This is a genomic window from Corallococcus llansteffanensis (assembly GCF_003612055.1).
Classification (GTDB): Bacteria; Myxococcota; Myxococcia; order Myxococcales; family Myxococcaceae; genus Corallococcus; species Corallococcus llansteffanensis.
Genome location: NZ_RAWB01000264.1, coordinates 1 through 13466, shown reverse-complemented (window position 1 = coordinate 13466; position 13466 = coordinate 1). Strand labels below are relative to the sequence as shown.

Annotated in this window: 12 protein-coding genes; 5 read left to right on the top strand and 7 right to left on the bottom strand. The window is 70.5% G+C overall.

Features of this window, described 5'->3' with window-relative positions:
- A partial coding sequence (locus tag D7V93_RS23530; RefSeq protein ID WP_244237464.1) for a nuclear transport factor 2 family protein occupies positions 1-537 on the top strand: 537 nt, incomplete at its 5' end.
- 105 nt (positions 538-642) lie between these two features.
- Here the strand turns inward: D7V93_RS23530 and gyrA are convergent.
- Entirely contained in the window at positions 643-3504 is a 2862-nt protein-coding gene (gene gyrA, locus D7V93_RS23525) for a DNA gyrase subunit A (protein ID WP_120645547.1), read from the bottom strand.
- Positions 3505-3731: 227 nt separating this feature from the next.
- Positions 3732-4499 carry a tetratricopeptide repeat protein gene (locus D7V93_RS23520; protein WP_120645546.1) on the bottom strand — a complete coding sequence of 256 codons (768 nt, stop codon included), beginning with the start codon at positions 4497-4499 and terminating at the stop codon, positions 3732-3734.
- 101 nt (positions 4500-4600) lie between these two features.
- Here D7V93_RS23520 and D7V93_RS23515 point away from each other — a divergent pair, with 101 nt between their 5' ends.
- Together D7V93_RS23515 and D7V93_RS23510 are read left to right on the top strand one after the other, a co-directional pair.
- Entirely contained in the window at positions 4601-5920 is a 1320-nt protein-coding gene (locus D7V93_RS23515; RefSeq protein WP_120645545.1) for a M24 family metallopeptidase, read from the top strand.
- A gap of 140 nt (positions 5921-6060) precedes the next feature.
- Positions 6061-6420, top strand: coding sequence for a response regulator (locus tag D7V93_RS23510; RefSeq protein WP_120645544.1), 360 nt, complete (start codon positions 6061-6063; stop codon positions 6418-6420).
- 22 nt (positions 6421-6442) lie between these two features.
- Here the strand turns inward: D7V93_RS23510 and D7V93_RS23505 are convergent, their stop codons facing one another.
- On the bottom strand, positions 6443-7651 hold the full coding sequence (locus D7V93_RS23505) for a tetratricopeptide repeat protein (protein WP_244237463.1): 1209 nt from the start codon (positions 7649-7651) through the stop codon (positions 6443-6445).
- Positions 7652-7969: 318 nt separating this feature from the next.
- Between D7V93_RS23505 and D7V93_RS45130 the strand changes: the two genes are divergently transcribed.
- Entirely contained in the window at positions 7970-8716 is a 747-nt protein-coding gene (locus tag D7V93_RS45130; RefSeq protein ID WP_158623834.1) for an endonuclease/exonuclease/phosphatase family protein, read from the top strand.
- Between the two features lie 7 nt (positions 8717-8723).
- Here the strand turns inward: D7V93_RS45130 and D7V93_RS23495 are convergent, their stop codons facing one another.
- From D7V93_RS23495 to D7V93_RS23480, 4 genes are all read right to left on the bottom strand, one after another.
- Entirely contained in the window at positions 8724-9527 is an 804-nt protein-coding gene (locus D7V93_RS23495) for a thioesterase family protein (RefSeq protein WP_120645548.1), read from the bottom strand.
- A gap of 137 nt (positions 9528-9664) precedes the next feature.
- Entirely contained in the window at positions 9665-10342 is a 678-nt protein-coding gene (locus D7V93_RS23490; protein ID WP_120645542.1) for a uracil-DNA glycosylase, read from the bottom strand.
- Positions 10343-10450: 108 nt separating this feature from the next.
- Positions 10451-11014, bottom strand: coding sequence for a hypothetical protein (locus D7V93_RS23485; RefSeq protein WP_120645541.1), 564 nt, complete (start codon positions 11012-11014; stop codon positions 10451-10453).
- A complete protein-coding gene (locus tag D7V93_RS23480) occupies positions 11011-11763 on the bottom strand; it encodes a hypothetical protein (protein ID WP_120645540.1) in 753 nt (250 codons plus the stop codon). The genes D7V93_RS23485 and D7V93_RS23480 overlap by 4 nt, the downstream gene beginning before the upstream one ends.
- A gap of 145 nt (positions 11764-11908) precedes the next feature.
- Between D7V93_RS23480 and D7V93_RS23475 the strand changes: the two genes are divergently transcribed.
- The coding region (locus tag D7V93_RS23475) for a TadA family conjugal transfer-associated ATPase (protein WP_147451288.1) at positions 11909-13466 on the top strand (1558 nt) is incomplete at its 3' end.

Below are 13466 nucleotides of genomic sequence, written 5' to 3'. Positions count from 1 at the left end.
GCGCCCGCGGCGGCGGCGAAGCCCAATCCCATCCGGGCCTCCTCCGAGCGCACCCAGGCCGCGCTCGCCCAGCTCCCCGCGCCCAAGCCCGAGGACGTGAAGTCCGTCGACTCCCTCCTCAAGGCCCTCTACGACGTCATCAGCGGCCCGGCGGGCACGCCGCGCGACTGGGCCCGCTTCCGCTCCCTCTTCTACCCCGGCGCGACGCTGGTGCCGCTCGTGCACGTCAAGGCCGCCACCGGCCTCCACGCGCGCCCCATCTCGCCGGACGAGTACGTCACCATGGGCACGGAGGTCTCCGCCGCGCACGCCTTCTTCGAGAAGGAGACCGCTCGCCAGACGCAGGGCTTCGGCGACCTGGTGCAGGTGATGAGCACCTACGAGGCGCGCGAAGCCAAGGACGGCCCCGTCGTCGCCAAGGGCGTCAACAGCATCCAGCTCTTCAACGACGGCCAGCGCTGGTGGGTGATGCACATCGTCTGGCTGGACGAGCAGACCGCCGGCATCAAGGTGCCCAAGGACCTCACCCGGAAGTAGCCCCGTAGCCCCGGCCCCTTCCGCAAATGAAGAGGGCCGGGACCCGGAGCGCATCCCGCGCCCCGCTCCCGACCCTCCGGCACTTCACGACCTGCGGCCCGGCGTTCAGCCTTCCGAACCGGGCTCGCTTCCCGTGTCGTCCGCACCCGATTCCGAGCCGGCTGGGGCCGTCGCGTCATCGAACGGCGTCGCGGCCGCTTCACCCGAAGCCGCCTCCACCGGAGAGGTGGCCTCCACGCCCTCGGTCTCCTCCTCCGACTCCTCGCCTTCGGGCAGCTTGGAGATGGCCATCACCTTCTCCTCGCCGTTCTCCAGCGCGATGAGGCGCACGCCCTGCGTGTTGCGGCCGATGACGGAGATCTCCTTCACCTTCATGCGGATGAGCATGCCGCCGTTGGTGACGATCATCACCTCGTCGGTGTCCTTCACCTGCACCACGCCCACCACGCGGCCGTTCCGCTCGGTGGTCTTGATGTCGATGATGCCCTTGCCGCCACGGCCCTGCTGCCGGTACTCGGTGTCCTGCGTGCGCTTGCCGTAGCCGTTCTCCGTCACGGTGAGGATGGCGCTGTCGCGCTCCACCGCCGGCACCTGCTCCGTCTCCGCGCCCGCTTCCGTCTCCGCCCCCGGCTCCGGTTTCGCCGCGGCCTTCTCCGGCTCCATCAGGTCCGCGCCCACCACCTCGTCGCCGTCCTCCAGCGTGATGCCCTTCACGCCGTAGGCCTGCCGGCCCATGGAGCGCACGTCGCTCTCCGGGAAGCGGATGCTCATGCCGGAGGCCGTGGACAGGAGGATGTCCTTCGTCCCGTCGGTGATCATCACGCCCACCAGCTCGTCGCCCTCGTCGATGCCCAGCGCGATGATGCCGCTGGCGCGCACGCTGTCGAACGAGCTCAGGTCCGTGCGCTTCACCACGCCCTTCTTCGTGACGAAGAAGACGTAGCGGTTCTCCGGGAAGTCGCGCGTCACCAGCACCTGCGCCAGCCGCTCGCCCTCACCGAACTGCACCAGGTTCACGATGGCCTTGCCGCGCGACGTCCGGCTGCCCTGGGGAATCTGGTACACCTTCAGCGAGTACAGCTTGCCCTTGGTGGTGATGGGCATCAGGTACGCGTGCGTGCTGGCCACGAACACCTTGGTGACGAAGTCGTCCTCCTTCGTCCCCGCGCCCGTCTTGCCGCGCCCGCCGCGCTTCTGCGCCCGGTACTCCGACAGGGGCGAGCGCTTCACGTAGCCCGTGTGCGAGAGCGTCACCACCATCGTCTCCTCGGCGATGAGGTCCTCGTTGGTGAACTCGTCCACCGCGCCGGAAATCTCCGTGCGGCGCTTGTCACCGTAGCGCTCGCGGATCTCCATCAGCTCCGCCTTGATGACGCTCAGCAGGCTGTTCTCGTTGGCGAGGATGTCCTGCAGCCGGATGATGTCGCGCGCCAGCCCGATGAGCTCGCGGAACAGCTCCTCGCGCTGCAGGCCGGTGAGCCGCTGCAGGCGCATCTCCAGGATGTTCTGCGCCTGGTCCTCGCTGAAGCCCGCGCCCTCGTACTTGTGCGCGAGGCCCCCGTAGGACGGCTCCTCGTTGCGAGCGCGGCTGACCAGCAGCTCCATCTGCGCCTTGGCGTGCGCGTAGTCGATGCGCTGCAGGTCCTTGAAGTGCTCGCGCGTGTAGAGCTCCGGCGACAGGATGTTCATCAGGCCCCAGCGGGCCTCGTCCGGGTCGCGGGACGCGCGGATGAGGCTGACCACCAGGTCGATGAGGTCCTGGGCCACCAGCAGGCCCTCGACGATGTGCATGCGCGCCAGCGCCTTGCGCAGCTCGTAGCGCGTGCGGCGCGTCACCACGTCGCGGCGGTGGGCGACGAAGCGCTCCAGCATCTGCTTCAGGTCGAGCGTGCGCGGCTGCCCGCCGTCGATGGCCAGCATCACCACGCCGAAGGTGGTCTCCAGCTGCGTCATGGAGAAGAGGTTGTTGAGCACCACCTGGGACATCGCATCGCGCTTGAGCTCGATGACGATGCGCATGCCCTGCCGGTCGCTCTCGTCGCGGATGTCGCTGATGCCCTCCAGCTTCTTCTCGCGCACCAGCTCGGCGATCTTCTCGATGAGCCGGGCCTTGTTCACCTGATAGGGCAGCTCCGTGACGATGATGGCCTCACGGTCGCCCTTCTTGTTCGCTTCGATCTCCGTGCGCGAACGGATGGGGATGGAACCCCGGCCCGTCTCGTAGGCGCGCATGATGCCCTCGCGGCCGGTGATGATGGCCGCGGTGGGGAAGTCTGGCCCCTTGATGAACTCCATCAGGTCCCGGACGGTGCACTCCGGGTGGTCGATGAGGTGGAGCGTGCCCGTCACCACCTCCGTCATGTTGTGCGGCGGGATGTTGGTGGTCATGCCCACCGCGATGCCGCTGCTGCCGTTGACGAGGAGGTTGGGGAACTTGGCCGGCAGGACGAGCGGCTCTTCCAGCGAGTCGTCGTAGTTGGGCCCGAAGTCGACGGTCTCCTTGTCGATGTCCGACAGGAGCTCCTCCGCCAGCCGGTCCATGCGCACTTCGGTGTAACGCATGGCCGCCGGGGAGTCGCCGTCCACGGAGCCGAAGTTGCCCTGGCCGTCCACCAGCAGGTAGCGGAGGCTCCACTCCTGCGCCAGGCGCACCATGGCCTCGTAGACGGACGAGTCGCCGTGCGGGTGGTACTTACCGATGACGTCACCCACCACGCGCGCGCTCTTCTTGTAGGCGCGGTTGTGGAGGTTGCCCAGGTCGTTCATCGCGAAGAGGACGCGACGGTGCACGGGCTTGAGGCCGTCGCGCACGTCTGGCAGCGCGCGGCCGATGATGACGGACATCGAGTAGTCGAGATACGAACGGCGCATCTCGTCTTCGATGTTGATGGGAATGAGCTCTCCGGCGCCGCTCGACGGAGGAGGCGCGGAGGGCGTTGCCGGCGTGTCGGTGGTGTCGTCAGCCATGGGCTCTGGAAGGTGCGGACGGGCCCCTCACGTGGGGGGCTCCGCCCGATGGGAGAGTGTTCGTAACCCCTGGATTTCCCTCAGTCAACAGGGGAAACAGGGGGCATGTGCCCTGGTTGCCCGCCCGCCCGGTTCCAGGCGGGGGAATGGGCCTTTCCAGGGGCTCGAATTGAACACCCGGGCGGTGCGTTTTCAGCCCCGCGGGACGCGTGTTTTTGAACCCTTTTTCAGGCCTTGGGACGGAGGCTCGCGGACAGCCGTTCGGCCTCCGCGCCCACGCCGCCTTCGGGGTCCTTCTTCTTCGCCGCGTCGAACGCGGCCAGGGCCCCTTCGCGGTCGCCCTTGAGCTTCAGCGCCACGCCCACGTTGAGGTGCGCGGCGGGGTTGTCCCGGTCCATGGCCAGGGCCTCGCGGAACAGCGTGAGCGCCTGGTCCACGTCGCCGGACAGGAGCGCTTCACGGCCCGCCTGCACGCGCTTGTCCGCGTCGTTGACCAGCTCCACCTCGAACACGCTGCGGCCCACGACGTTCGCCACCAGCATGCGCAGGATGCCGCCCCAGTAGAACGTGAGCCCCTCGGCGGCGACGACGGCGGCCAGCGGCAGGTCGGGCAGCAGCTGCTTGCCCCGGAACTTGAAGCGGACCTTCGTGTAGCGGCCCTTGTTGGTCCAGTGCACCAGCTCGCCCTGGAGCTTCTTGAGGCCGGCCTCCAGCTGCGCGGGGTCGATTTCGAAGGGCAGCACCCGGCCCTTCGGCTCGCCGGCCGGCAGGCGCTTGCGGTCGTCCTCGCGGGGGTCCGGAACGGAACCGGACTCGAAGACGGGCTCGGCCTCCAGCACGGGCGGCTTCGGGGCCGACGAGGAAGCGCGGCGGGGCGGCTCCACCTTCGACTTCACCGACTTCGCCGGCCGGGCCGGGGGCTTCACGGGCTCGGGCGGGCGCGTTGGCTGCTTCTTCGCCTTAACCGGGGACTTGCGGGGTGCCGTTTTGGCCATGGTTCCACTCTAAGCGAGCCATGCCTCCGCCGCTCGTGGGTTTCATTGCCGCGCGGGCATGGAACAATCAGCGCCCTCCCCCACCCAGGAAGAACGCACCCATGACGCGCGTCCGGCCCGTCCTCCTCTCCGCCCTGCTGTTCGCCTCCGTCGCCCACGCGGCGCCCGCCGTCCCCGCCGCGGAGGGTGCGTGGCCGCGCCTGCGCAAGGAGCGCCTCCAGAAGCTCTTGCCCCAGGCCATGGCGCGCGCGGGCGTGGACGCGTGGGTGGTGCTCTGCCGCGAGAACGACAACGACCCGCTCGCGGGCCACGTGGGCGGGGAGAACGCGGGCGGCACCGCCGCGTTCCTGTTCCTGCGCGACGGCGACAGCCTGCGCTCGCTGGCGCTGTCCCCGGTGGGCGAGGCCACCGCGCTCAAGGACATGGCGGTGGTGGACGAGGTGGTGCCGGTGGACCGGGGCGCGGACGTGCTCGCGCTCGTCGCCGCGCGGCTCGTGAAGGCGAAGCCCGCGAAGGTGGCCATCAACTCGTCGGAGCGGCTGTCCATCGCGGACGGGCTGTCCGCCACCCAGCGCGCGAAGCTGGAGGCGGCGCTGCCGGCCGCGCTGCGCAAGCGGCTGGTGTCCTCCGAGGACCTCGTCTCCGAGTGGCTGTCGGTGAAGCTGCCGGAGGAGGTGGACATCATGCGCAAGGCCGCGGCCATCACCGCGCAGCTGGAGGAGGAGGCGTACCGCACGGTGGTGCCGGGCAGGACGCGCGACTCGGACGTGGCGCGCTTCCTCAAGAAGCGCATCGCGGAGCTGGGCGTGGGCGACGGGTGGCAGCCGGACCAGAACCCCAACGTGAACAGCGGGCCCACGCGCGGGCACTCGAACGCCACCGACCGCGTCATCCAGCCGGGGGACTTCATCCAGACGGACTTCGGCATCCGCGTGGGCGGCACCTGGGTGACGGACATCCAGCGCTTCGCGTACGTGCTGGCCCCGGGCGAGAAGCAGCCGCCCGCCGAGGCGCTGGCGAAGTGGGAGAAGTCGAAGAAGGGCAGCCGCATCGCGCTCGCGGCGATGAAGCCCGGCGTGCGCGGCTACGACGTGGACAAGGCCCAGCGCGACTGGATGCGCGAGGCGGGCTCCGAGCCCGTGATGTGGGGCACCGGCCATCCCGTGGGCTACTGGGCCCATGACGCCGGCCCCGCGCTCTCCGGCGCGCAGTCCGACAAGCCGCCTACGGGCTCCGCGCTGCGCACGCTGCAGCCCGGTCAGGTGTTCGCCTTCGACGGGTTCTTCGCCTGGAAGGACGGCAGCAGCCCGGACGCGCTGCGCATCCTCTCCGTGGAGGAGATGGCCGTCGTCACCGCCACCGGCGCCGAGTACCTCAACCCACCCCAGGAGCAGCTCGTCCTCATCCCGTCGAAGCCCTGAGCCGCGCCGCGAAGCCCTGAAGCGCGCCGGTCGCCCACACGGCACGACAAACCCAGGGCCACCTGTTGGGTGGGGGTGGGGCGCGCGCGGCAGGGCGGTCTCGGATACAGTCAGGGCCTCGCGGCCCGGAGGACTTTCCCATGCCAAGCGTGCTGGTCATCGACGATGACCTCTTCGTTCTCGCAACCGTGGGAGATGTCCTGCGCAACGCGGGCTACACGGTGCTGACGGTGCAGTCCCCCGCCGAGGCGTTCCACCTGGACCTGTCCAGCGTGTCCGCCATCCTGTGCGACTACAACATGCCGGACATGAACGGCTCCGACGTGCTCGTCGCCATGCGCGAGCTGCAGGAGTGCCGCGCGCCGTTCATCTTCCTCACCGGCCACTCGGACCTGGACGACCTCATCCCCGTGGCCATCCGCTACGGCGCGGAGCTGCTGCCCAAGCCCGTGGACGCCGGGGAGCTGACGCGGCTGCTGCGCAAGCAGATCGCCGCCTGAGCTCCAGGCCGTCGAAGCCGCGTCAGCGCGGGGCCAGTTCGGTGAGCAGCGCTTCGGCCTGCGCGCGCCACTCGGGCTCCAGCGCGGGGTGGCGCAGGAGCGACGCCAGCCGGTCCCTCGCGGGAGCGCGCTCACCCAGCCGGGCCTCCACGCGGGCGAGCGACAGGACGGGTTCGGGCCGGTGGGGCGCGCGGTGGTGCGCCTCCGCCAGCAGGTCGCGCGCGGGCACCGCGGCCTCCGGGGGGCCGCCCTCCACCTGACGCAGCAGCAGCAGGCCCAGGCGCCACGCGGGCATCCAGTCGTCCGGGGACAGGCGCACGGCCTCGCGCCACGCGGCGATCGCGCGCTCCACGTCCGGGGGCTCCTGCGCCTCGAACACCAGCGCCTCCACGGAGCGGCTGAGGCCGGTGGACATGCCGCGCGCCTCCAGCTGGTCGCACAGCTCCAGGGCCTCCCGGAAGCGCCGCTCCGTCACGCGCAGGCGGGCCAGGTGCCCGAGCGCCGCGACGCCTTCGGGCTCCACCCGCACGCGCGCCTCCGCGGCGGACACCGCGCCCCGCACGTTGCCGCGCGCGAGCCGCACATCCGCCAGCGCCTTGAGCAGGCCCACGTCGTCCGGCACCGCCTTCTGCCCCTGGCGCAGCAGGTCCTCCGCCGCTTCCAATTCACCGCCCGCCTCCAGCGCCCGCGCGAACACCAGGTAGCTGGGCGCGTGCCAGGGGTCCAGGTGCAGCGACTGCTCCAGGTGCGCGAAGGCCTCCTCCAGCCGATCCAGCAGGAAGAGCACGCGGGCGAGCTGGAAGTGGTGCAGCGCCACGCGCGGCTCCAGCGCCACGGCATGCGCCAGCGACGGGTGCGCGGCGTCCGCATCCCCCTGCTCCACCCGCACGTAGCCCAGGCCGAAGAAGGCCTCGGTGGGCGGCGACGGCTCCGCCACGAGCGCCAGGTAGAGGTCCAGGGCCTGGGCCCACTCGCCGCGCCGCGTGTGCAGCGCCGCGCTCACCAGCCGCGTCTCGCGCTGTTCGCCCGCGCCGGCCCGGGTGACACCCAGCAGCAGGGACTCCGCGCGCGCCTCGTCGCCGTCGACGAGGGCCAGCCGCGACAGCGTGAGCATCGCCCGCCAGTCGGAGGCGTTCTGTTCGTGCGCCTTCAGCGCCTCGCGGCGGGCCCCTTCCAGGTCACCCGCCTTGAACAGGGATTCGTAGCGTGGAACGGGGCTCAGGTCAGACACTCCGACGGTGGATGGGCACGACGACGGGCACTGCATGGAAAGCTAACGAAGGGTCCCGCCCCGCGCTCTGTGGCGCATTCCGGAGAGGATGTCCTCCCGGGCCTCGGGTCCCGTGCACGAGCCCCCACCGGAATCCCCGGACCGTCAGCTTCCCTCCAGGTTAGCAGACAAGCGGGCAACCTTCCGCCTCCGCTCCCGGCGCCCCAGCGAGCGCGGGCCCGTCAACGTCTGTCCAGGCCGGAGGGCTTGGCTGTCCAGGATGGCGTTTCCCACTTCCGGGCTTGCCCGCGCACGCGGCTCCGTGTTCCCCCTGGAGCGGTGCGACTCAAGGTGCTCACCCTGAACGTGGCCCACGGCGCGCCCTTCGCCGTGCCGCTGCCCTTCCTGCGACGGCGCTCGGCGCTGCTGGGCACGCTGGACGCGGTGGCGGCGCTGCTCACGCGCGAGGCCGCGGACGTGGTGGGGTTGCAGGAGGTGGACCGCTCCAGCCTCTTCAGCGGACAGGTGGATCAGGTGGGCCACATCGCCACGCGGGCCGGCTATCCGCACGTGCACCACGGCGTGCATTCCGCGGTGGCCCGGCTGTTCGCGCAGGGCACCGCGCTCCTGTCCCGCCATCCGCTGGAGGCGCGCGACTCCGCGCACTTCGGCCGCGACCGGCGCGTGGACAAGGGCTACGTCGTCGCCACGCTCGCGGGTGGGAACGGGCCCGGGGCCGACGTCGTCTCGCTGCACCTGGATCCGTTCTCCGCGCCCGTGCGACAGCGGCAGGTGGACCTGCTCATCCAGGCCCTGCGCCAGCGACCCGAGCGGCCCCGTGTGGTGCTGGGGGACTTCAACGACGAGGACACGGAAGGCGATGGCCCGGTGCCGCGCCTGTGCGCCGCGCTGGGGCTCCACACGCCGTCCGGAGGCGAGCCCACCTGGCCCCTGCCCCGGGCGCGTCAGCGGTTGGATCTGATCCTCGCCTCCGCCACGCTGCGCTTCACGCGGTACGCGGTGCTGCCAGAGGCCGTCTCCGACCACCACGCGGTGGTGGCGGAGCTGACGGGCCCTGCGCGCTGAAGCGACCTCAACCGAGCACGGCGACGAGCTGCCGGCACTGCGCGAGCAGCGTGCCGTCCCGGGTCCAGAGCAGCTGGGACTCCTCGGTGTAGCCGTCGGCGGCCTGGCGCGAGCGTCCGGTGCGCAGGTAGTGCGTGTCCGGCGCGCTGCCCGTGAGCGGGAACGTCTGGAAGAACTGCACGGTGAAGTCCACCGTGGCGGCGGCGCGGAAGCCATCCACCTGCGACAGCACCGACGGCGGATATGCGTCCATCAAGCCGACGCACAGGGGCGCGTCCAGCACCGTGGGGTCGCGAGGCCGCAGCCAGCCCCCCACCTCCGCCACGGCCGCGCCCGAGTACGGCGGCGAGCCCACGCAGTAGCGGTACTCGAAGAAGTGGCAGAAGTCCGGCATGGGCGCGTCCGCGTCGACGGGCGTGAGCGTCTCCGGGGCGGGCACCTCCGGCATGACGAAGTCCAGGTAGCCGGGAGCTCCGCCGCGCGCGGCACCGAAGGTCGCGGTGGCGACGGCCACGACGACGCCCGCGCTCTCCACGCGCGCGGTGGCGTGGGTGACGAGCTTGCCGGCGCGCTCGATGCGCGTGTGCACGTCCGCCACGCCCTCCGCCGCGGGCGAGCAGAAGTGCACGGTGAGCGAACGCACCGGCCGCCGGGCGTCGTCCAGATGGTGCTCCAGCGCGCGCATCACCTGCCCCGCCACCACGCCGCCATAGGCCCCGCGGCCCTGATACCAGGCGGCCTCGTAGCGCGAGCGGTAGTGCCCCGGAGCGAGCGGTTCGACGAGGGTGGCGGCGAGGAAGGCGGCGGTCATGATGCACCGCATCCTAGTCGCATCATCCCCGGTAGGACGCGTCCTGTTCGATGCGGTGGAGCACCCAAGGTCACAGGCTTCCCATGATCAGGACGGGCAGCACGTCCATGTGTTCTGCCCCGAGCCCGTCAGCCGTCCTACGCGGGCAGGGTCCAGTCGATGGGGCGTTGCCCCCGGGCCTTGAGCGCGGCGTTGGTCTCGCTGAAGGGCTTGCTGCCGAAGAACCCCTTGCTGGCGGACAGCGGGGAGGGGTGCACGCCCTCCATGACGACGTGGCGCTTCGCGTCGATGAGCGCCTTCTTCTTCTGGGCGGGCTTGCCCCAGAGGAGGAACACGACGGGGTCGGTCTTGTCGCTCACGGCGCGGATGACGGCGTCGGTGAAGTGCTCCCAGCCGTGCTTCGCGTGGCTGTTGGGTTCGGCCTGGCGCACGGTGAGCACGGTGTTGAGCAGCAGGACGCCCTGCTTCGCCCACGGGATGAGGGACCCGTCGCGCGGCTTGGGCGCGCCCAGGTCGCTCTGGAGCTCCTTGAACATGTTCACGAGCGAGGGCGGAGGCGGCACACCGGGCTGGACGGAGAAGGCCAGGCCATGGGCCTGCTTGGGACCGTGGTACGGGTCCTGGCCCAGGAGCAGCACGCGCACGTCGGCATAGGGTGTGAGGCGGAACGCGGAGAACATGTCGGCCTCCGAGGGGAACACGGCGTGTTCCTTGCGTTCTTCGCGGACGAAGCGCTCCAGCTCCTTGAACGACGGCGCGTGGATGGCGTCATGCAGCACCTTCTTCCAGTCTTCGGGCAACCCGTCCGCCAGCATCGTTGCATCCCTCCGTGAAGCCGCACCCTAACCCGCGCCTCCGACCTGGAAGCGGCCGTGTTTGCACCCGGATGCTGTTCGGCGAACGTTGCGGTGGGGGCGGGCCGCTCAGGGCGCGGGCGTCCCAGCGTCCAGCCATTGGGAGGGGAATGCGGGATGCGCCTCTCCCCAGGTGGTATCGCCCACGGGGATGGACGGGTCCGAGGGCACGTCGGTGGCACCCGCATCGGGGCCGACAGGGGCGAGCGTGCTGTCGGGCTCTCCATCGTGGAGCCGGCGCAAGATGCGTCCATCGGAGAGCCTGACCGCGTAGATGGCCCCTCCATCCAGCAGGAGCACAACCGGGGCACAGGCGCGGGGATCCGCGTCCATGCGGACGAAGGCGATGTCTCCCTCACGGAGGATCCGGAAGCGCCAGGCCTCCCGCCGACTCCAGCACGACCGGCCCTCCTGCTCCCTGGGAAGGAACGCATCGGCCGCGAGGACCATGGCGCGCAGCAGGGTCCCGTCCAGCGCGTATACCTTTCCTGGCGCATCGACGGACAGCGCTCGTTGCGAGGAGAAGTCCGGGAAGACGATGGACCGAGCCTCTGGCGATGGCGCGGGCGAAGTCCCCTGGCGCCGCATGCACCCGACAAACAGCAGCGCTCCCACGAGCAGCAGACGCCTCATGGTCCTGTCCCTCGCAGACAAGGGCCGTGAAGTTTCTCGATCGTGAAGTCCAAGGCCTCCACATCGTGCCACGTGACACGGCCTGTCTGCTCGCACCTCCACCCCGACGAAGCGCGCGTCCACTTCAACAACTGGCCGGTGAGGGGGATGAACTGGTGGAAGCCGTCACACGATGACGGCACTACCTCGTTCGAGAAGAACGCAACGATGGAGAGGCGCACGCGCCCGGTCTTCGTCTCGCTCTCGAAGCCATGCACCCGGCCCTCGGCGACGATGAAGCGCAGGTCGTTGGGGGACAGCGCGCTTCCATAGGGATGGTTGTGGAGGGCGTAAATGTAGCGAAGAGCTTCCGGAGGGTACCGCGCGTCGACGACCCGGGACGGCAGCAGACAGCTCTTGCTCCGCTGCACGGGGTCGACCCTCGATTGGTCCGTGAGTCGGCTGACGACGTAGTGATGATCCGGCGTGTAGTACAGCCAGGCACAGTATTCGCTGGAGACCCGCCAGCGGGCATCGAAGCCCGGATGGTCCGCGCGTCCGGAGCTCGCGTGGGGCTTCGACAGGATCTTCCCGCAGGCAGCCAGGAGGGCATCCGAGGGCGACTCGAACGGCCCCAGCAGCGGACCCGGCAGTTCCTCCAGGAAGGCGGCTCCGGCTGCAGGCCGCACGAGGTCCGGATCGAGCGCGGCGGGCGAGGCACATCCCCCGAGCCAGGACAGCCCGACACACGCCCGCCAGAAACCGTGCATGGGCCGGCACCTCTTCCTTTCGGAATGGGCGGTGGGCGCACGCCAGGAGGCCCCCATGATGCCGGAACGCTGAACCGGAAAGCGAGCAGGCAGTCAGGTCGGGCGCTTGGGGCCGGCGCCGGGGCGCGCTAGCCTTGGCTCCGCCATGACGATGTACACCGAGTCGCTCCGCGCCTTCCTCAAGCCCGTCCTGCCCTACCTGGACGACGAGTCGGTGTCGGAAATCATGATCAACGGCCCCACCGACGTGTGGATCGAACGCAAGGGCCGCCTCACCAAGACGGATGCCTCCTTCTCCGAGGAAGGCCTGATTGGTGCCGCGCGCAACATGGCGCAGTTCGTGGGCCGCCCGCTCTCCGACGAGCGCCCCCGCCTGGACGCGCGCCTGCCGGACGGCAGCCGCATCCACGTGGTGATTCCGCCCATCGCGCGCAGCGGCACCACCATCTCCATCCGCAAGTTCTTCAAGGACAAGCTGAGCATCGACTCGCTCTTGAAGTTCAAGTCGCTCACCAAGCCCATGGCGCGCCTCATCGAGGCGGGCATCGCCACCAAGCTCAACATGCTGGTGGCCGGCGGCACGGGCTCCGGCAAGACGACGCTGCTCAACATCGTCTCGTCGCTCATCCCGGACGAGGAGCGCATCCTCACCATCGAGGACTCCGCCGAGCTCCAGCTCAACCAGTCCCACATCGTGGCCTTCGAGTCCCGCCCCCCCGACAAGTTCGGCAAGGGCGGCGTGGACATGGGAGACCTGCTGCACTCCGCGCTGCGTCTGCGCCCGGACCGCATCGTGGTGGGCGAGGTGCGCGGCGGCGAGGCCTTCCACCTCATGCAGGCCATGAACACCGGCCACGGCGGCTCGCTGGCGACGACGCACGCGAACACGCCCACGGACACGCTGCGCCGCATCGAGTCCCTCTGCCTGATGTCGTCGGTGGAGCTGCCGATGGTCGCCGTGCGCGCCCAGGTGGCGAGCGCCATCAACTTCGTCATCTGCTGCGAGCGTCTCCACGACGGCAGCCGCAAGACGATTGCCCTGTCGGAGGTGCTCCCGCTCACGGAGAAGGGCGAGTACCGCACGCAGGACATCTTCGTCTTCACGCCCGTCTCCAAGGACGAGCACGGCAACATCCTGGGCTACCACGCGCCCACTGGCATCATCCCCAACTTCGTCTACAAGGCGCGCGCGTACGGCTTCGAGGACCTGGACGACGCCTTCTTCGACCCGGCCACCTACGGCGTGCCGCCCCCGCCCAGCTTCCAGGTGGGCGAGGCCTACAAGCTCCGCTGGGCGCCCTCGCTGAAGCACCGCGAGGAGGGCCTCCCGGATCCGGCACACTTCAAGGAGGAGTGGGCCCGCTTCGAGCAGGTCCTCAAGAACGCCGCCCCGGACGGTCCCGTCTCCGGCCATGCCGCCGCCAAGCCCGGCGCTCCGGTGCAGGTGCAGGTGCCCGCCAAGGCGCCCGTCGCGCCGCCCGCGAAGGCCGCTCCGGCGCTGCGCCCCTCGCTGCCGCCCCGGCCGCCGCCGGACGTCTCGGACGACGACAAGACGCCGCCGCCCACGCGCAACCCGTTCGCCGCGGAGGCGGACCACGCCCATGCCTCCGAGCCGCTGGTCCAGGTGTCCGACGACCTGCTCGCGGACGAACTCCCTGCCCGGCAGACCCCGCCGCCGCGACGTCCACCGCCCGCGCCCGCGC